Genomic DNA, 20,310 nt, shown 5'->3' with positions numbered 1-20,310 from the left:
CCTCACCCTGCGCCAGTCTATCTTGCCTATAGCTTAAGGTACAAAATGCGTCATTCGAAAAAACGACTTAATCTCAGATCAAATCACCCCAATTCATTGGTAGAAAAATCACCTTGAATATATTCTAATTATGATTGTTGTCAGGAGCATTGGTGACGGGAAGGCATCAGAATAACCCATCGACAAAAGTTATTGTCCTATAATGAAATGCGACACTTGTCTTTGCAGTTTCGCTTGTGACATTCTTTGCCCACAAGTACGGTAAAATAAAAATATATCAATAAAGGATGAGTAACATTGACGGTGGTTATTTTCAGGGAACAAGAAACCCCGGAACTGTACTAACATGCACCTCGGACTTGTTGCATCAGAGGATTATATCTGCCATCAGTCTTTCAAAGATGCCCGGTATTCCATCTGCTTGCAAAAGAATGTTTACCCGTGAGTGAGAACGCTTGTGATTTGATACCAAGCCATTATTGCATTGATACAATCTTAATTCTTCTCTGAAGTTATGGCATTGTGTTTAATAAATCCCCGAATATATGCATTCGAAATTACCTGAAGATGTTTATAAGATAATTTACGTTATATCTGCGATTTTCGGGTGGTGATTTTTTATCGGACAGAGGTATAACGCCTCTCACTATATGTTCATGTTTCGTGTTTAATGCCGGACTAATAAGGGATTAAACAAACATGTGTGTAATACAAGGAGTTTGATATGGATATGACGACCAAAATCAATAAAAAATTACTGGCTGCAGCGATATTCGCGACGCTGGTCAGCGCAAATGCCAGTGCTGCTGATGGCACGATTAACTTCATCGGAAAAGTGACAGCAAGCGCCTGCACCACCCTTGTGGGGGCTGGCCCGACGGGTGGCGCCATGGGGCTCCCGGCAACGGTCACTCTGCCTAACGTGACGAGTACAACGCTTAATGAAGCCGTGGGTACGTATGCCGGTCATACTCCTTTTTCTATTTCTCTCGAGGATTGCGAGGCCACTGCGGGGCTGGATAGCGTCCGCGCCATCTTCACTACTGCTACACCAGCAGCGGGCGACAGCCATGTCATGGGTAACACCGCTCCGGGTGGCGCGCAGAACGTCGCTATCGCTATCCTGAAAACCGACGGAACTGAGATTGACCTCAACAGCGGTCCGTCCACTGATGAAGGTGAACCTCTTCCGGTGGTATCCGGCCCGGTAACGCTGAACTACCAGGCGGCCTATCGGTCGCTGACCACTACCGTCACCGCTGGAGACGTAACAGGAACAGCCAATTACATCATTTCGTATTTCTGACGGGGGTTGCCGTTTCAGGCTGCGCGTTGTCTGCCCTGGGTTCTCACCAGGGCAGTACAATGATTTTCATACCAGTGAGTGGTTATAAAACCAGAGCCACTTACTGGCAGATATTTTCGGGTGTACAGGGATAGTGCCATGTTTGTATCAATGCCGCTGCAGGTTTGCTTAATTCCCGGAACAAAGACCGGCATTAAAAGTATCGTCGCAGGCATTATTATTTGCGGACTGATGCACGGTAAGTCATTTGCTGAGTCTCATTTTGAAGAGTCCTACCTGCATCGGGACAAAAACGGTGCATCAGCGGATGTCTTTATCTATAAAGACGCCGTGACGCCCGGTTTAAAAATCACCGATATCATGGTGAACGATCAACTGGCCGGAAAGATGGATGTGGAATTTATCAGTAACGGCAAAAATGAAACGTTTCCATGCCTGAATACCTCCATGCTGAAGACCCTCGGGATTAAAACGGAGTTGTACGAGAACGTTGCGACAGAGACTGCCGGGCAGTGCTATAACCTGAACAAAAATATCCCCGCCTCAGCACTGCATTATAAAGACAGTGAACAAAAATTATATATCACCGTCCCCCAGGAGGCGGTGGACAAAAAGCGTTTCACCATGATTTCCCCTCTGGAATGGGATCATGGCGTGCCCAGCCTGCGCACCAGTTACAATGGCTATTATTACTCTTCACGGATCAAAACAGACCACACCAGCGGTGGGCAGGGAGAGTCCGGCAGAGATATCTCCCGCAATGCCTATCTGAACCTTAACAGCGTGGGGTCGCTGGGCGCATGGCGTCTGTACAGTATCGATTCATTCTACAAAGGTGACCAACGTGGCTGGGAGTCGGATCACGATCGCAGCTATCTGGCACGGGACATTGCCGCCCTGCGTAGCCAGTTGCAGGTGGGGGAAATCTACACCCGGACATCGGGCTATATGACCGGAACCGTTCCGCTGAGCGGGGTCTCTCTGGCGACCAGCGAGAAGATGTCACTGGACAATCAGTTTCGTTTTTCACCAGTTGTCCGCGGGGTGGCCCGGACAAACGCCCGTCTGACCGTGCGTCAGCGGGGCAGAGTGATTTACAGCACCACCCTGACACCGGGGCCGTTTGCCATTGATGACCTGTACAGCGCTCAGGTCGGTGCAGATCTTGAAGCCACGGTGGAAGAGTCTGACGGGCAGCGGCAGGTATTCCGTATACCCTATACGGCGCTGCCGGACATGATCCGCCCGGGCGCGGTACGTTACAGCGTGGCCGCCGGGAAGTATCGCAGCCAGGGGCGTGACGTGAGAGAACCGGTGGTGATATCCGGTGGGCTGGATCGCGGTTTTGAAAACTTCACGCTCGGCAGCGCACTGCTGGCATCTGATCATTACCAGACCCTCTCCGCCGGGGTGTCCTGGAATGCCGGAAACATCGGCGCCTTCTCGGCTGAGGTCGCTCACGCCCGCTATCGCAACCCACTCGACACCGATAACACCCGCGACGGCTCAGCGGTGCGGGTGCAGTATGCCCGCCATTTTGAAGCATCAGACACTTCGCTACAGATCCTCGGTTACCAGTATCGCTCTGAGGATTTCCTCGAATTTCAGGAGTACCTGATGCGGGACAGCTGGCAAGATCGCGCGTTTGATGAAGAAGAACGCGCCCGCTATGAGCGACGCAAGCGTAACCGGCTGGAGATGACGGTTAACCAGACCGTGTCCGACCTGGGCAGTCTGTACCTGACCGTCAGTCAGGACAGCTACTACGGCACCCATCATAAAAGCACGTCAGTCACCGGGGGCGTCGGGACAAACATTGGCCGCAGCACGGTTTCGCTCTCGCTGACGGACACCCGGGATGATGACTTTTCAGACCGACAGCTCAGTTTATCCGTGAGCATCCCTCTCAGTTCTGGAAACGACAGCAGCCGAAACTACGGTTCACTCAACTATGGACTTGTGCGTAACAAGGACAATGAGTTCAGCCAGTCGCTGGGTTACTCCGGCAGTGCGCTGGATAACACGATGACATATTCGGCAAACGTGCTCCGGGATATGCAGGGGAAATACAGCCAGTCCGGCACCCTGGGCTACAACGGCAATATGGCGAATATCAGCGGTGGTCTGAGCCACAGCAACAACTACAACCAGATATCGGCCGGGATGAGCGGTGGTGTGACGCTGTATAGCGGCGGCGTGGTGCTGTCGCCGATGCTGGGTGACACGGTGGCGATAGTAGACACCACGGGAGCACAGGGGATTGGGGTTTCCGGATCGGGAAATGCCAGAACCGATATGTTTGGTCATGCCATGGTGACCTGGCTGACACCGTACCGTTACAACGACATCAGCCTGGATGCCTCCGGCGCGGATGATGTGGAGCTCAAAGAGAGCGGGCGCAGAGTCGTGCCGAGTGAAGGGGCGGCGGTGTTACTGAAATTCGCTTCACGGGTTGGTCGCCGGGCCATGGCGGAACTGCACAGTGCCAGAAAAATTCCGCTCGGGGCGCTGGTGTATGTCGAAAGTGACGGGAATTCCCGCGAAGAGGCCGGGATTGTCGGCAACCGGGGGCTGACCTATCTGAGTGGCCTGGATGCGCGCAATGAGGAACACCTGCGGGTGGTCTGGGGTGACCGTCCGGAAGAACAGTGCCGGTTTACTCTGCCAGCAGCCACGCAGGAACAGCGGAAACCGGATAACTGGTACCAGAAAATTATCGTGAACTGCCGGTAACGGCAGTCGAAAAACAACAGATCAGGACAGAACAATGAATTTCAGACAGATAGGTGCAGGACTGTTAATGTCCGGACTGCTTTTTTCCGCCGCGGAGGCGGCCCTTCGCCCGCAACTGACGAGAGTGGTCGCGTATGCGGAAGACAAAGAGACGGCGATAGGGGTTATCAATGACAGTGATTCCACCTACATGCTGCAGTCATGGCTGGAGGATTTACAGGGTCGGGATGACGGTCTGCCGCTGGTGCTGACCCCGCCGGTGATGAAGATGGAGGGGAAGAGCGAGGGCAAACTCCGTCTGGTGGTAATGAGAGGGGAAATCCCGCAGGACCGGGAATCGGTGTACTGGCTGTCGCTGCAGGAAATCCCGCCGAAGGCAAAGGATGTGGCCAACCGTCTGGTGGTGGCCTTCAGAAGCCGGATAAAGGTGTTTGTGCGCCCGGCGGGTCTGACGTCAGCGGGGGCAAGAGCATCGGCGGGCGAGTTACGCTGGAGTCTGCAAAAGGAAGGCAGTCAGACATGGCTGGTCGCGACAAACCCAACGCCGTATTACATCAGTTTCGGGCGTCTGACGGCGGGGTGTGAAACCTGCAAAAAAGTGACGCCGGCAGAGAAGAACACCATGGTTCCGCCACGGGGAAGCCAGCGTTACAGCCTGCCGTCACAAACGGGGACATCCCTGACCGTAACATGGAGCGCGATGAACGACTGGGGCGGCGCCGGAGAGGAGCACCGCCAGGAGGTTCGTCCGTGAGCAGATTATGGGAAGTGACGGCCGCTCTGGTGGCGGGACTGGCCATAACGCTGGCCCCGGCTCAGGCACAGACAGGGTCGTTAAACTATACCTGGGGCAATGGTGAGAATGACGGGCAGTCGGCGGGCACCTGCGCCTATATTGTGCCGGATAACCGGCCACTGCAGGTACCGAGGACACTGGTGGTGGACAGTGCCGTCCCGGTCGGAACGGTCCTGTATTCGTGGGACTTTAACAGTTTTTTGCCGGGATTCAGGGTTCAGTGTACAGGCAGTGGTATTGATAACAATACTAACAACTGGGTGGCGAACGGGACTGCATCTTATGGTCCCATTGGAATGAATGTCAGAATCAGAGGCATAACAGTTAGTCCAGTAAGCAGCAATACCAATCCGGTATATGCCACCACGCTGGCGGGGATCGGGCTGCGTCTGTCCGTCAAAGTGGATACGGATACAGAACATGATGGTACTGATTACTACCAGTATGTGGCGCTGATCTGGGCTAACGGGCAGTACCAATCTGTAGGGGCGGCTCGGGACGTCGTCTATACGTGGGGAGGAGGCGGGTATCCTGAAGCATATGTAGGTATAAAGCCCTACAGAAGTGGAATCTCATATCCTGTCCGGTACTCAATACCGAATGCTGAAGCGGGATTTTCTGTTAAAGCGGAGCTGGTAAAGACCGCAGACACCGTCCAGTATGGCAGCCTCGGTCTGGCTGGCGACCCTAGAGTGGTAATGACTAACGCAGCAGAAATATTGAACGGAACGCAGCCAACCGACTTACTGACCGGCAATGCCATTACCGTGGTGTCGCCATCGTGCAGACTGCGCACCACCGATTACACTATCAGCATGGGCACCTGGGCGGCTGACACGATGAGCCATATGGGGAATCCGGCGACCGGCCCGGCCGTGCCTGTCGGATTGGATCTGGAGTGTTCAGGTCAGGTGGCGGATGTCCAGTTCCGATTTGAAGATACCGGCAGCGCGCCTTCCACGCTGGCAGAGAAAAACGTCACCCTGTACGACAGTGGGGGAAATAAGGTTGACGGGCTTGAAGTTCAGATGAAATACAACGGCAACCGGGTCAACATTGACGGAACAACCCTGACCAGTACGGGAAGCCATGGCGCAGTGCGCACTGACGCAGAGGCAGTGCCGCTTTACACATCAACCAGTCAGGCCATGTTCACGGCGAATTATATCCAGAACGGCGCCATCCGGGTCGGCGCGAATAATCATACCGGACCGGTTTCCGGAAAGGTCAACGTCTGGGTCACGTACAACTGATACGTCTGAAATCAATGCTGCTCTGCCCTGCGGGCTACGTGTGCTGCCCGCAGGTTTGATAGCGCAACCCCGTTTCTCAGCTTGCGGGGGAATCGCTCAGTAAGTCCGACAACGGTGTAAGGATTTTACTCAGGACTGGTGAAATATGAACGATGGGGGCTTGGGCTTAACGAAGGCTGACCTGGAACACATACTGACGATACCGCCCCCGACTGCCGCACTGACATTCCCCGTCCCCTCCGCGTTTATATTCATGAGAACAGACACGGCTGCAACTACGAAAACGAGATTGGTCACTATCCTCAGCTTGCCATGCTGAAAAATAGTCTGGCGAAAGAAACACAACGGTGGTATCGCGTCTGAAGATCAGTAGAAAATCGAGTGCATTCTGCACAGTATCAACCGCCCGGTAACGGTATTTCCATCCCCCCTCTCTGATGTACGTTTCATCCGTTCACCACCGACGCCCCTCGGGACATTTACCACAAAGAAATACCAGACACCGGGTACCCGACGAGCCCTTAATGCGGCTGTACCTGAAAAAGCCCACCCACAGTCATGCGGGTGGGCAAGGGATCAGAAATTGTATTTCACGCCCAGTATTCCCTGGGTATCGCTATAACCGTTATTGCCTATCTGTTGTGAGATGTTCCCCCACAGGTGCAAATTCCGGTTGATCTGGCTTTCCACACCCACTTTCAGTTCACCGTAGTTGCGCGTGCCGCTAATCTCATTGCTGACACCGTCCATTTTCAGGCGGAATTGATTGGTATTGTGGATCCAGTTAGCCTCAACAAACGGCAGGAAACTTCTGTCCTTTCCTTCATCCATTTTGTTATAGCTCTGCAGGTAGGCTTTCACACCAACACGGGTTTGCAGATTGCCCTCTGAATTATCAACCACGCGAGTACCGTTTTTCTCTGTGTGGTCGTCAGCGCGCACGTTCATCCAGATTGCCTGCACCTTCGGCTGTAACCAGTAGCTGGTGCGGGCGTCACTGCTTCCCGCAACACGGAAGTTATACCCCGTTTCCAGAGAAGCCGTAATACCATCCGATTTGTATTTCTCGGTTTCCAGATAGTCACCGGAAACGTCGTTATCAAACCAGTTGTACAGTAACCAGCTGTCAACCCAGGCTCCCGTTTTATCAATATCGTTGGCATGCCAGGTACCGTAGATACCCGCGCTGTAGCCGTGAATTTTCCCACGAGAGGAGTATCCCGTCAGGTTAGAGTGGGTATGGCTACTGCTGGTGGCATAACCGGCCATCAGGCCAAGGTGCCAACGGTTAACACCGTTGGTGCTCCACTGTGCAACATCCCCTCCCAGTTGCACAATGTAACGGTTACTCTGAGTGCTCAACTGACCAGAGGTATCTTTGAAACGGGTATGACCTCCCGTATGGCGCATCCATAGACTGGTTGATTTTTGCTGCCCGGTTAACATGTCTGTGTACTGCGCTTTACCCAGCCGATCGTGCATTGTGGTGGTAAACAGCGTATTCGCGACCAGTGCGTTAGCCAGATAGATACCCGGCTCAGGACGGTACTGCTGTCCACCACCCGGGGCCGTTGGTTCTACTGGAGGCGTGTCTGCCGGAACGGGCTCTGGACCCGGTTCTGGCTCGACCACGATGTTGTTCGTCAGATACCAGTTTTTCCCTCTTTTGACGAGGTCATATTCATAGATCCCCGCAACGATTCGATCCACTTTCTCGAAGGTTCCTGCTGAATTGCCAAGGACTTCAACGAGTTCGATGCCACCTGCCGCCGTCGCCCCCGCGCCACCAGCGTTTGTTACCGCAACAAGGGTTTCTCCGGAAGTATCGCCTTCCACGACTAATTTATCGGTAGGGGAATTATCGCCGCCCAGCTTCGTGCTCATATTCAACGTACCGCCGCCATTGAAATTGCCTTCAACCGTCAGCGTTTTGAAGTTACCGGCGTTACCCGGCGGCAGAAAGTTCACGGTACTGTTGTCCATCGTCAGGTTCGTAACATGAGAACTGTCGGTCATATTCCAGACAGAACCGTTTGTCAGCGCCAGATTGACGGTCCCAGGCGTGGTGCCAAAATTGGTTTCTGTATAGCTGGCCGCTGTCACCCAGGAGTCTTCATTATTAAGAACCATGTTGAGCGTAGCATCATTAATCGCGCCAATATCACCTTTGAGCTGAATAGTACCCGTACCAGAAGTATTCACATCGATCAGGCTGTTTTCTTCCCGGGAGAAAAGTGACCAGGTGGCATTGTCGTTGTCAGTAATTTGTAATCCCTTTTGTACTTCGATAACGCCACCACCTGCGGCTTCCATACCGGAAACGTATCGGGCGTCAGAACCGGCAAGGGAGATAATAACATCATCTCTAAATTCAGCCCGGGTGGGGGTAGTGTCTTCGGTCGTGCCTATAGAATAGACTCCGCGCGTGGTATCTCCGCCATTCAGCATATTGATACGGACTTTACCATTGAAATACGCTTCACTTTCCCAGAGGTAGAAGCCGGTATTATAATAACCACCATTGCTGGTTACTATAAAGTCATCATTAGCCGTCAGCCTGGAGTGGTCCATAATTGTTATTGTTCGTAACCAGTACCCATCGAGCCAGCCGAGAAATTCATGATCATAGCCGGGTCTGGTTCCCAAAAAGGTCAGGTTCTCACCAACTACTTCAGTGATCCCGTTAAAAGTAATATTGGTTGAACTCAATTCAATTGCTTTACCACCCACAACTTCGCCATAGTAGTTATCCACATCACCTCTGGAGAGCGCTTCTATTTTAGTCTGACCGGTAAACTCAATCTGACTGCTGACACCATAAGCGTCAATATCTCCCCCTCCCCAAAGGCCTATTTGACCTGCTTTAATCGATATATAGTCTGCCTCGAAGTTAACACGATTCATCGCACCGCTGACTATAGGGTAATTAGTGGTACCCATGCGTGATGCTAAAGACATCCCTACTTCACTGACGTCAACCTCGATAAGATCTGCTTTAATGTCAACAGAACTGCCTGCAGCAACTACCAGCCCTTCCCGGTGAGAGAAACCACCGTCCTCGGGTTCACCGCCAATTTCGATCCTGAAATGTCCACCATCAAAGGCGAACTGTCCCTGGTACAAACCGATCCCATGGCGGTCAGCTCTCACGGGGCCGACCATTGGCATCAGAATTGAAAGATTGATTTTATTATCACCATCGCTTTTGAAATCAAATTTCCCTCCCCGACCGGCAAACAGGGCGTAAATATATGAATTACCGGTATTCGACTCGTTACTGACGACAACGTTCCCCCCGGTAAAGCTCATTATACCGCCGTAAGGTCCGCCCCGCTCATAGGCATACAGCGTGGCACTTTCACCTGATGCCGGACGGTTGTTAAAGCCTCTGAACGTCAACGTTCTTCCCGGGTCAATAATGAAATCAATCGAGCCGTTAACGGTATTGGCCAGAGGGCGTTGACCACTAGAATGTCCGGTATATCCACTGGCATCCCGGATGACGTCCCCCTGACTGACAGTATATGTACCACCATCGTCAATGGAAGCCATGCCTGTTGTGTATATCCCACTTGTCAGTTCTTCTGATTCGGCACAGGGAGCGACTAAAAAAGTGCACCCAAATGCTAATGAACAGATTTTTTTCCATTTAATTGTATTCATATCCAGGCTCCACTTCTGCAAAAAAAACTTATTACACGTATAATTAAAAAAGTAATAAAATAAAAAATAATAGGATTCTTCCCTGTCCCCCTCCTGCCAGATGTGTTATTTTTAATAAAGGATAAAGAGATAGTATTTTTATCAATGTCAGGCAGGAAATTGTTTAAATAGTGCATAGTAAAGAACACCAATAGTTTTTAGCTATCAATGAAATAATACAGATCGTTGCTAACGATCAATTTTTTATTCCAACAGATTAAAACGATTAATGCATTCTTGCATTTCATTCAAAGACAATTTTAAAAAATCCAATAAAACAAGCGATTGCATTTTTACTCTGATTACAACTTTTCTTTTTCCTTAATTATTCTAAGAAGGTAAGATTCATTCTGTTATAAATGCATAGCATTTAATGTTGTTTGTAAGCTTTTTAATTAGATATTTCTCAATAGCTAGATTACAATATATTGATAAAGATCAAGTTATCAGGTCAGAACTGCATTCCCTGTGAACGAGCAAGGTGGTTTTGTCGCATTAAGGGTTGTCGATACTGTGGGAAAAGATCAGTGATGTGTATACGCTGAGTTCATTATAATACAAAAACCAAAAGTGGTATGTACAAATAACTGTCAATTCACGGGTCAAGTATCCTTGCCTGCATAAAACTCCACAGGAAGCCAGAAAGGCAAGGATTAAGGCTGAATTAAAATACTTCGCAGAGTTCCGAAACACTGGATGACGGGACGTATTCGATACATGCAGTAAGCGAGATATGTGCGGCTACTACTGACATTCCGCTACTGTATAAGAAATTAGCGTAAGGAGTAACCATTGAATCACACAGCCTCACATTCGATGAGGCCTGTTTCCCTTCAGTTTGATTCCCAATCCGGAGATGAAACCTATGCGCGAACTACACGACGTCAGCCCAATTAAACGTAAATCAATAATCGTTTAGGGGTTTAGAATAACAGTAGACATTGCCTGTCCTCACGCGCGAGCTGCGCGACGGACATCGCTGAACGGTGTGAGAGTTCACCCCTTTTGATTTTGAACGCAACGGGATATATAGGCTTTTTTACCCACTGCAGTTAATGATTTCATGGATAGTGACCACTATCCTTTTCAGGAGTTTCAGATTCTGCCAGACGGGGCTGGAATGACGCTTACTCCTCAGCCGTGCGTAAAGTTATCCTGAAGCCATTATTGTCGGGGACGATGTTTAGCATGGTCAAGGTTGCGCAGGCAAACGCGTCCTGAGCACCGTTAGCATCGGGGACGACGGCAATCACGCGCGCACCGCTTGCATTCCCGGCCCGTATTCCGGCCTCCGCATCCTCAAAAACAAGACAGTGACGGGCGTGATAACCAAGAATCGATGCTGCTTTCAGATAGCCTTCAGGCGAGGGTTTTCCTTCTGCGACATCCTCTGCGCAGACCATCACGGCCGGAAGCGGTAATCCGGCTGCCCGCATCCTGTTAATAGCCAACTCTCTGCTTGCGGAGGTAACGAGTGCCCAGCGTTCCTGCGGCAGGCGCTTCAACAAATCGGCCGCCCCGGCCATGGCGACAATCCCGTCAAGGATCACCAGTTCACGTGCATCCAGCTCCTCTGCTGCCGGCACGGCCTCTTCGCCAGCGCCTAAAAAATGAATAACCGTATCAATCGTTTGTCGCCCATGAGCAAAGGCGATAACCTCTTCTGCATCCAGATCAAAGCGGGCACTGAACCTACGCCATTCATTTTCAACCACCTCCGTTGAGTCTACCAGGGTGCCATCCATATCAAACAGAAACGCTTTAGCCTGTAACATGTCCTTCTCCTTTCTAAGCTGTATTTCAGTCGCATCGCGTTGCCACCTTCACGGACGATCCGGATACTGGTATGGAACGCTTCTGGTTCGATCCGGGTCAGCGACAGCTCGAATCAACACTCAGGAACGACGAAACGGATATCTACATTGTCATTCTTATAGTGGTTTTTCTGATGTTCAACATTAAACGCCATCATGCCGCAAGCGACTTGCGACAGACGTTGTCATTGGGCAAGAATAAGTAAAAACAGGAGCCGGTTTCCCGACTCCTGTTTTACTTCAGCTACATTTCCCTGGCTGTCAGTTACCAGCTGTATTTCACTCCCAGCATGCCCTGGGTGTCACTGTAGCCTTTATCCCCCATCTGTACGCCCACGTTGCCCCAGACGCTCAGACGGTCATTCACTTTGCCTTCCACCCCGGTGCGGATTTCGCCCAGGTTGCGTGCGCCGTCACGACTGACTTTCGTGCCGTCCATCTTCACGCCAAAGGTTTCGGTGTTGTGGATCCAGTTCACTTCCACGAACGGCTGGAACTCACGCTGTTTACCGTCATCCATTTTGTGGTGACTGTTCAGGTACGTTCTCACGCCCAGACGCGTCTGAATGTTGCCGTCACCCTGCGTTTCGATTCGGGTGCCGTCGTTGCGGGTGTGTGCGCTGTCCTTCACGCCCATCCAGGTGACCTGCGCCTGTGGCTGTACATACCAGGTGTTCAGCGTGCCCTGGCTGCCGGCAAACTCCCCGGCTTTCAGGGTGTAACCCGCTTCCAGCGAGGCGGTCAGCCCTTTCGAGTTGTAGCTGTCGCTGTCGCGGTTGTCCGCTTCCACGCTGCTGTCGAACCAGTTGTACAGCATCCAGCTGTCAACATATGCCCCGGTTTTGTCCGCCTCGTTCTGGTACCAGGTGCCGTACAGCCCGGCACTGTAGCCGCTGATGCGTCCGTCTGAACCGTAACCGGCGCGGTCGCTGCGGGTGTTGCTGTGCGCATTCGCATAGCCGCCCATCACGCCCAGATGCCAGCGGTCGGCGCCGTCGGTACTCCACTGCGCGATGTCGCCACCCAGTTGCAGCACGTAGCGGTTGCTCTGTGTTTTCAACTGACCGTCACCGGCAGAAGACCGTTCGTGTCCGCCGACATGACGCATCCACATGCTGGCGGCCAGTCCCTCGCCTTTCAGCGCATCGGTGTACTGTGGTTCACCGAGACGGTCGTGCAGACGGGTGTTGAACAGCGTGTTGGCGGCCGCAATATTGCCGATATAGCTGCCCGCTTCCGGACGCAGCGCATCCGGTGCTGTCGGGTCAACCACCGGTGAGGTCCCTGGCTTATCCGGCGTGGCCGGGGAGACCGGGTCTGTCGGGGTGATGCTGTTTTTCCATTTACTGGTCAGATACCAGTTTTTCGCCGCGCTGCCGGTGCCTTTCGCCAGCGCATAGACATAAGCCCCGGCTTCCACGGTGCCGGTGGTCAGGGCGAAGTTGCCGGCAGAGCTGCCGTTCACCTGAATCACCTCAATACCGTTCACCGTCTGCGCCCCGGTACCGCCGGTGTTGGTGACACTGACCCGGGTGTTACCCGCCGTGTTGCCGTTCACCGTCAGTTTGTCGGTCGGAGAGCTGTCGCCACCCAGTTCGGTGTTGAACGCCAGCAGGCCGTTGCTGCCGATGTAGTTGCCGTTGACGGTCAGGGTGTTACCCGGCTGACCGTCCGCACGGGTCAGCAGAACGGAACCGCGGTTGTTCAGGTTGCCGCCGACCAGGAAGTCCGTCATCTGCATCGTCCCGCCCTGCATGACATCCACATTCCCGGCAGTGCTGCCGTAACCGGTGAAGGTGGTGCCGTTGTGTACATTCACCTGTTGGCTCGCCATTTCCAACGCAGAGTCAGCGTCACTGCCGAGCGTCAGTTCGCCGGCGGTGATGTCGGTAGTACCGGTATACGCAGCAGAGTCCGCAGTCAGGGTCAGGGTACCTGCGCCCTGTTTGTCCAGGCCGCCGCTACCGCTGATGCTGTTCACCAGCGTCCAGTCACTGGCGGTGTCGACGGTCAGCAGACCGTTATCGTTCACTGTCGCCGTACCGAGATGGTTCTGTTCACTGACGGTCAGGTTGCTGCCGCTGTCGATATTAAACAGACCACTGAAGCTGCTGTTGTCACCGGAGAGGGCGGCGTCCGTGGTGTTTGTGGCGTCCACATTACCGGTACCGCTGATGTTGTTTGCCAGCATCCCGGTGACATTGTTCAGCGTCAGGGTGCCTTCGTCAGTGATATCACCGCTACCTGCGCCCTGAGCATCACTGAGGACCACTTCCGCACCGCTGCTGATGTTAGTGACCACACTCAGACTGCTGTTGGCACCGTCAATGGTCAGCACGCCGCCTTCAACGTTCAGTTTCCCACCGCCGTTCAGGATGCCGTTACTGTCCCCGCCCCCCGTCAGCGTCAGAGTACCAGCGTTGAAGTCAAGCTGTGAGCCGCCCTCACCAGCCAGGATGCCAGCAGTCTGCTGTGTGCCGTTGAGGTCAGCTTTCGCTCCGCTGTTAATCGCCAGTCTGGCGGTATCCCCCAGCGCGCCGTCGACGTCAGTACGCAGAGTCCCGCTCAGGACCGTGGTATCACCGGTGTAATCGTTGCTGCTATTGGACAGGGACAGTACGTCACTGCCTGTGGTACTGACCGCCAGGCTGCCGCTGCCGGTGATGCGGGCGGACTGGTCCGCTGCCGCACCGGTGGCACCCGGTGTGCCGTCGAGCGTCAGGGTCTGGTTTGCCAGCAGCTCCAGTTCTGTCAGGCCGTAGTTGACATACAGACCGTCCTGGCTGCCGGACGTCCCTGCGGTGGTCAGGCGGTAATCGTAAGTGCCTTTCGCCACCGTGCTGCCACCCTGAGCGATATCCACCTGCGTGTCGTCCGTGATGACATTGCCGCTCTGGTCCTGCAGTACCAGGTTACCGCCAGCACCGTTAACCAGTGCGGCGCCAACCAGCTCCAGGCCAATGTTGGCGTCGTCCTGAGTCATCAGTGAGGCGGTGGTGCTGGTTTCATGGCCCGGGACATACGGTGCCGGAACGTTAATTTGTACCGTACCGTTACCGGATGCATCCAGTCTGTTGACCGTCATATGACTGGTCGCCACTTTCTGTGCTGGCGCGCTGGCGTTAAACGCCACTGTACCGCTGGCGAAAGTCAGACCGCCGATAACCTGTTCCCCGTCCGCCACGGTGGTGACGCTGCCGGTATCGGCCTTCAGGGTGGCATTCGTCAGGGCGGTGGTGTTCACCCCTCCCAGCGCCAGGGTCGCATTGCTCAGGTCCACGGTCCCGGCAAACGCGCTGCCGGTGGTGGTGGCGAAGTTAAACGCCTGTCCGGCGTTCTCTACCGCCACGGTACCGGTGCCGGTCAGGGCATTGGTCAGCGTCCGGTCGACCGTGCTGTTCACCGCCAGAACCGAGGCGGCATCAATATTGAACCCGGCACCGCCGGCCGGTTTACCGCCGAGGGCATAGTTGTTATCCAGACTGAACAACGAGCCATTACGCAGATTCACCTGGTTATAGTTGTTGATTTGCGCGCCGGTGCCGTCCATATGGAAGCCCGCCGTCACGCCGTCAAACACCGCCGTGGCCGTACCGCTGCCGCCGTTCAGGGCAGTAAAAGTGTTGCCGTTACCCAGAACGGTGACCGTATCGCTACCCGCCGAACCACTGACGGTGCGTACGTCAGCGGCATTTTTCAGCAGGACGGTATTCGTGCCATTGCCGTTCAGGGCGATGTTGCCGCCAACGGTTCCGCTGTCCACCGTGACCGCGTTATTGCCACTGGTGGTGGTGATATTGTTACTGACCGTACCGCTGTTGTTCACCGTACCGCTGGCACCGTTCATCACCACATCGCCGTTGATGGTCCCGGCGTTAGTCACTGTGGCATTCGCCGCGTTCATCGCCAGCGCCGGGTTACCGGACGCTGACGCGGTGATAACCCCGGTGGCCGTGTTGGTAAAGGCGGTGGCATTCGCCGTCTCCACCGTCGCCGTCGTGGTGCTGGCTGAGGTCAGCGTACCGCGGTTAGTGGCGGAGGTGACGCCGTTACCGAGTTTCAGCGCCGCGCCGCCAGCGGCGTTGCTGACGTTCACGCTCACTGCGGTGTCAGTGGTGCCGGCGGTGTTCGCATAAATCCCCGTACCACCGGTACCGCTGACATTAATGGTCAGGCCGGACGAGCCGGAGAGGTCCAGGTTGCCGCTGGTCGCACTGCCATCGGCGTTTGCAAAGGCAATCCCGGTACCCGCGCCGCCCACATTAATAGTGCCGCTGTTGGTGTCGTCGATGGTCACCGAGGTACGGACCCCGGCACCATTCGCCACATCAATGGTGGTGCCCGTCAGTTGCAGGTCGGTCAGATTACCGGCGTTCTCGATGCCGTTACCGGACGCGCCCGCCGCGCTGACAATGATATGGGCATTCGTCACGTCGAGTCCGCTGGCGCCGCTGCTGACCAGCACACCGTCTGCCGTGCCGCGGGCTTCAACGGTGCCCACGCCGCTGCCGACGAGGTTCAGGCTGCCGGCCGCCAGTTCGATGGCGGCATTCCCGTTGGTCGCCAGCACCGTGCCGCTGTTGGTGACGGTAGAGGCCTGTCCCTGGTCACCGGCCCCGATATACAGGGCAGTCCCGTTCGCTTCGATGCTGCCGGTGTTGTTAACTTTCCCGCCCATTACCTTAATGGCGGTGGAATTCGTGCCGGTCAGCAGGACATTACCGCTGTTGGTCAGTGTCCCGCTGTTTTGCGCCGTAAAGGCGGTGGCACCGGAAACCGTGGAGCTGATGGTTGCGGCGTTAATCAGTTCCGCGCCGGTATTTTGCTGCAAGAGCGCGCCGTCAGACGCATAGGTGTTACCGTCAACCAGCCCGGCGGTGGCACCGCTACCGGTCAGCGCCAGCGTCGCACCGCTCTCGATGGTGGCGGTCGCACTCCCCGAAGAGATCACCCCGGTGGCGCCGTTACCACTGATATCCAATTGACTGCCGCTGCCGATAACCGCCGTCGTATTTTCACCGGTGGCGTACAGCGCAGTTGCATCCTTCCCGCTGGCCGCCACCTGAATGTCGCCGTCCATCGCCGCCCCATCTTCCAGACGGAACAGAGTGGAACGCTCACCGGAGGCGTCCAGCACCGTCCCGGTCGGGACACTGGTGTTGATGGTGGAGCCCGCGCCGGAGATGGCAAACAGGATCTGGTCCGTCGCGGAGGAAGAAAACGCAGGCGTCGCAGTACCGGAGAGGTTCACGGTCGCGCCGTCAGAGGCGCGCACGCCGGTGGCACCGTTGCCGTTCAGGGTCACCGTTCCGGCGGTCATGTTGACCGTGGTACTGGCACCGCTGGCAACGATCCCGGTGGTGCGGTTGGCGGTATTGCCACCGTTCAGCACCAGGTTACCCGAGGTGTTGACCACCGTGGTGTGAGTACCGGTTGCATCCTGTGCCACAATCCCGGTACCGCCAGCACCGACGGTGATACTGCCGGTGTTATTGCCGCGGGCACCTGCTTCAACCAGCAGGCCGGTGGTGTTGCTTCCGGTAAAGACGATGTTCCCGGCGTTGCTGACTTCCGCCCCGTTGCGGGCAATGAAGCCAGTGACGGCATCCAGCGCGGAATTCAGCGCCGCCTCAGTGACCAGCAGGGTGCCGGACCCAAAACCTGCCGCGCCCGCGGCCAGTGCTGCGTTCGACAGCACGCCCGCAATCGGGCTGCCCAGTGCATTACCGTTGATGTCATAGCCCTGACCGTCGGCAATCCCCGCGACTGCGCCGGTGGCGGTCATGTTGATGGTGGCGTTAGACGAGATTTTACCCTGCGCACCGCCCTGGATAACCACGCCGGTGGCGTCCTGGCCGGAGAGATTAAGGGTCATACCACCGGAGTTAAAGGCGGAGACATTGCCGCTGGTAGCGTCTTTACCGTTGGCGACCACGGCGGTTGACCCCTGACCAGACGCTGTGAGGACGGACGCCGCACCGGCGCCGCCGGTAAAGTCAGCCCCGTCATCGACGCGGAACAGCACGGAGTCTTCGGTGCTGACATTCTGCGCGCCGGTGCCGTTGTTGGTGATGGAAGCCGTCTGCCCGTAGACGTAGTAGCCAATCTGGTTGCTGCCGTCAGTAAAGTTCACTTCACCGGTACCGGAGATGGTGACATTGCCGCCATAGCGGGCGTGAACGCCTATCGCCCCGTCTCCGTCCAGATTGATCTGACCGGAAATATCGACCTGCGAGCCCGTGCCTTCAGACCAGACACCGTAGTTACGCAGTCCGGTTGACAGCTCTGCGCCGCCGGTAATATTGATGTCGCCGGATAATGACGCTTTGCCGCCGGAAACCGCTTTGATCCCGGTGTTATTCACGCCATTAAGGTTGATGACACCGGAGCTGCCGACAGTCCCCGCCGTCTGGCTGAACGAATAAATCCCGATACTTTCAGAGGGAACAAATGTGCCGTCGTCCCCGTTGCTGTTGACATTGATAGTACCGCTGTTTACCAGGGACGCAGTGCCATCAAGGGCATGCAGACCATAGACACCGTTGGCCATCGAACTCAGCGTAATGGTCCCCTGGTTATCACCGCGGCCACCGGTTTCCGTGTGAATCGCGGCACTTTCGGTATTCAGATAGGCTTCGTCACTGCCATCCTGGGTGTAGCCTAAATTGATATGACCCGTCGGCGTGTTAACGAAAGTAGACGCGTTATACACCTTGGCAATCCAGACGCTGCCTGTCTGAAACTTATCGACAGCGTTGCTCCAGTAACCGGTATTAATGGTCCCGGCATTTTCAGCAGTGGTTCCGATATGTGTCTGAACCCCTTCAACAATCCCATTCTGGTTTTTATTGGTGTAATTGTAACGGGGCGAAATGGTGTAGGTCCCCTGGGCGCTATTTATAAAACGACTGTTGTTGCCATCAACGAGAATTGCGATATTTTGATAAGCGCTATCCGGGATATTCCCCCCAAGACTCAGGAACCCATTATTGATAAAGGATGAGCCACTGTTAATGTGGGCGATCCTGTTAGTGGTCATTGCCGTACCGTTATTAATAAACGTGGCATTATTATTCAATTTGACAAGCAGAAATGATGCGCTGCTGCTTGCTCTCAAATCAATTGAACCACCCGGAGCAATGTTGATAGTGGCATTTTGCCCATTTGCCTGAAGAACAGCGACATCACGCTCACCATAAACAGAAACGTCAAACCCATCCGGGGAGTGAGAGACCTGATAAGTCTGCGAGGTTGAGGTATACGCTTTTTTCAGTTCAGACTGATAGCTGGTGTAAACTAAATCGCCGGAAGACAATTTACTGATAAGCCAGTTATTCCAGGTTTTAAAATCGGCCAGGGAACTGACGGTATGCGATGAACCGTCAAACGCGGTAAAGTTCCCCACATAACTGTCAGTCTTAATGCTCCGGTTAATGGGTGAACCCAGCGTATCCAGGTCACTCGGAATATTTGCATAAATGAGTTGTTGTGACGTCCAGTTAGCCGTGGCGTCATTTGCCGTGGTGCCATCCACATAAACCAGGGCGCTTTCTCTTAATTCCCCAAGGTTATACTGGCTTTTATTCAGCGATATATTAGCAACACCATTGGTTACCGTTGCCAGTCGGGTATCAATATAAGGTTCAGCATCCGCTAAGACAAAGGATTCAGCAGGGTTGAAATAGTAGGCATCAAGCTCGGTAAACGCGCCAGAGCTATAGACCATAACCGTTTTGTTACTCGAGGTGATCGGATCAAATACGGTTACCGCCGTGGTCAGGCCAGGGAAAATAATCGTGTTCCCGGCCGCAGGCAAAGACGTCACAGCACTCCCGCCTTGCATTACGGTGTAGCCTGCGTCAATGACTTGCTGGAGATGAGTATAATACTTATAGGTCATATCTCCTGCCCGCCATGTGTCCAGCCCCGACACCGACCAGGTATTGCCGTCAGTAATGACCGCAGCGCCGGTCTCATTGCTGTTTGTTGCCGCGCTCCAGGTGGCATCAAGCTGGCAATTCAGAGTGGCAAGATCGCAGGTGGCGGCATACGCCCCGGCGGTCATTACCGCCATCAGGCCGGTCGCCTTCACCGCATTGCTGACGGCTCTTTTGATTCTGGCGCGACCAAATTCCGAAGTGACAACCCATTGCATCAAGGTGCTGTTCCAGATAACGCGATAGATTTTGTTCATAAGATCCCTCTGTTACACCCTGTCTGTACGGGTTGTAATATTGCTACTGATAAATTCACCCTGAGTTATTCCAATGCTTTTACTCAGAAATGAGAACGCTGCCCGTCTTTCGCTGGCGGGCTTTTTAATTTTCCGGGTACTGGCTTTTTGTACATGAATTAAAACTGAATATGTCATTTAACATCCTGTTTTTAATCGCTTATATCTGTATCATCCCTGTGATGATGCGTAAAATAATGTGTTCTGGTTGTCTGATAAATAAAACAACGTAATTAACACCGTGATAAAAAGGAGTTTTCGCCATAGAAGGAAAGGCTAACAGGGGCAGAGTTAAGAGCGACAGAAAATCAGAAGGTTAACAGAATAACGTAACTAATTTTTAATGAGAAAATACCAAATATTAACTTACCAAAACACGCGACCGAGTGTTAATTAACACAATAATCAAATAAGAACAAAACAGATAAAAATAAAATCCGGTAAGATACTCTATGCTCCAAAATCCTTTTCTG

General features: G+C 53.9%; 7 protein-coding genes. 4 read left to right on the top strand and 3 right to left on the bottom strand.

What is annotated here, in order from left to right; all coding sequences use genetic code 11:
• Nucleotides 1–724 precede the first annotated feature (724 nt).
• From ACERJC_RS19890 to ACERJC_RS19875, 4 genes are all read left to right on the top strand, one after another.
• Entirely contained in the window at nt 725–1,306 is a 582-nt protein-coding gene (locus tag ACERJC_RS19890) for a fimbrial protein (RefSeq protein WP_373672328.1), read from the top strand.
• A 138-nt stretch (nt 1,307–1,444) separates the two neighbouring features.
• Entirely contained in the window at nt 1,445–4,039 is a 2,595-nt protein-coding gene (locus ACERJC_RS19885; protein ID WP_373672327.1) for a fimbria/pilus outer membrane usher protein, read from the top strand.
• Between the two features lie 67 nt (nt 4,040–4,106).
• Entirely contained in the window at nt 4,107–4,793 is a 687-nt protein-coding gene (locus ACERJC_RS19880; protein ID WP_373672326.1) for a fimbrial biogenesis chaperone, read from the top strand.
• Complete coding sequence (locus ACERJC_RS19875) at nt 4,790–6,088, top strand: hypothetical protein (RefSeq protein ID WP_373672325.1); 1,299 nt, start codon at nt 4,790–4,792, stop codon at nt 6,086–6,088. The genes ACERJC_RS19880 and ACERJC_RS19875 overlap by 4 nt, the downstream gene beginning before the upstream one ends.
• Before the next feature lie 576 nt (nt 6,089–6,664).
• On the opposite strand, the gene ACERJC_RS19870 is transcribed toward ACERJC_RS19875, so the two are convergent.
• The 3 genes from ACERJC_RS19870 to ACERJC_RS19860 all read right to left on the bottom strand — a co-directional run bounded on the left by ACERJC_RS19870 (nt 6,665) and on the right by ACERJC_RS19860 (nt 19,798).
• The gene (locus ACERJC_RS19870) at nt 6,665–9,640 is read right to left on the bottom strand and encodes an autotransporter outer membrane beta-barrel domain-containing protein (RefSeq protein ID WP_373672324.1); all 2,976 of its coding nucleotides are present in this window, start codon (nt 9,638–9,640) and stop codon (nt 6,665–6,667) included.
• A 1,277-nt stretch (nt 9,641–10,917) separates the two neighbouring features.
• Nucleotides 10,918–11,565: an HAD-IA family hydrolase gene (locus tag ACERJC_RS19865; protein ID WP_373672323.1), complete on the bottom strand. Its 648-nt coding sequence runs from the start codon at nt 11,563–11,565 to the stop codon at nt 10,918–10,920.
• A 304-nt stretch (nt 11,566–11,869) separates the two neighbouring features.
• On the bottom strand, nt 11,870–19,798 hold the full coding sequence (locus ACERJC_RS19860) for an autotransporter outer membrane beta-barrel domain-containing protein (RefSeq protein ID WP_373672322.1): 7,929 nt from the start codon (nt 19,796–19,798) through the stop codon (nt 11,870–11,872).
• Nucleotides 19,799–20,310: the final 512 nt, after the last annotated feature.

The organism is Citrobacter telavivensis, from assembly GCF_041807075.1.
GTDB classification, from domain to species: Bacteria; Pseudomonadota; Gammaproteobacteria; order Enterobacterales; family Enterobacteriaceae; genus Citrobacter_A; species Citrobacter_A telavivensis.
This window is presented reverse-complemented; position numbering and strand designations above follow the sequence as displayed.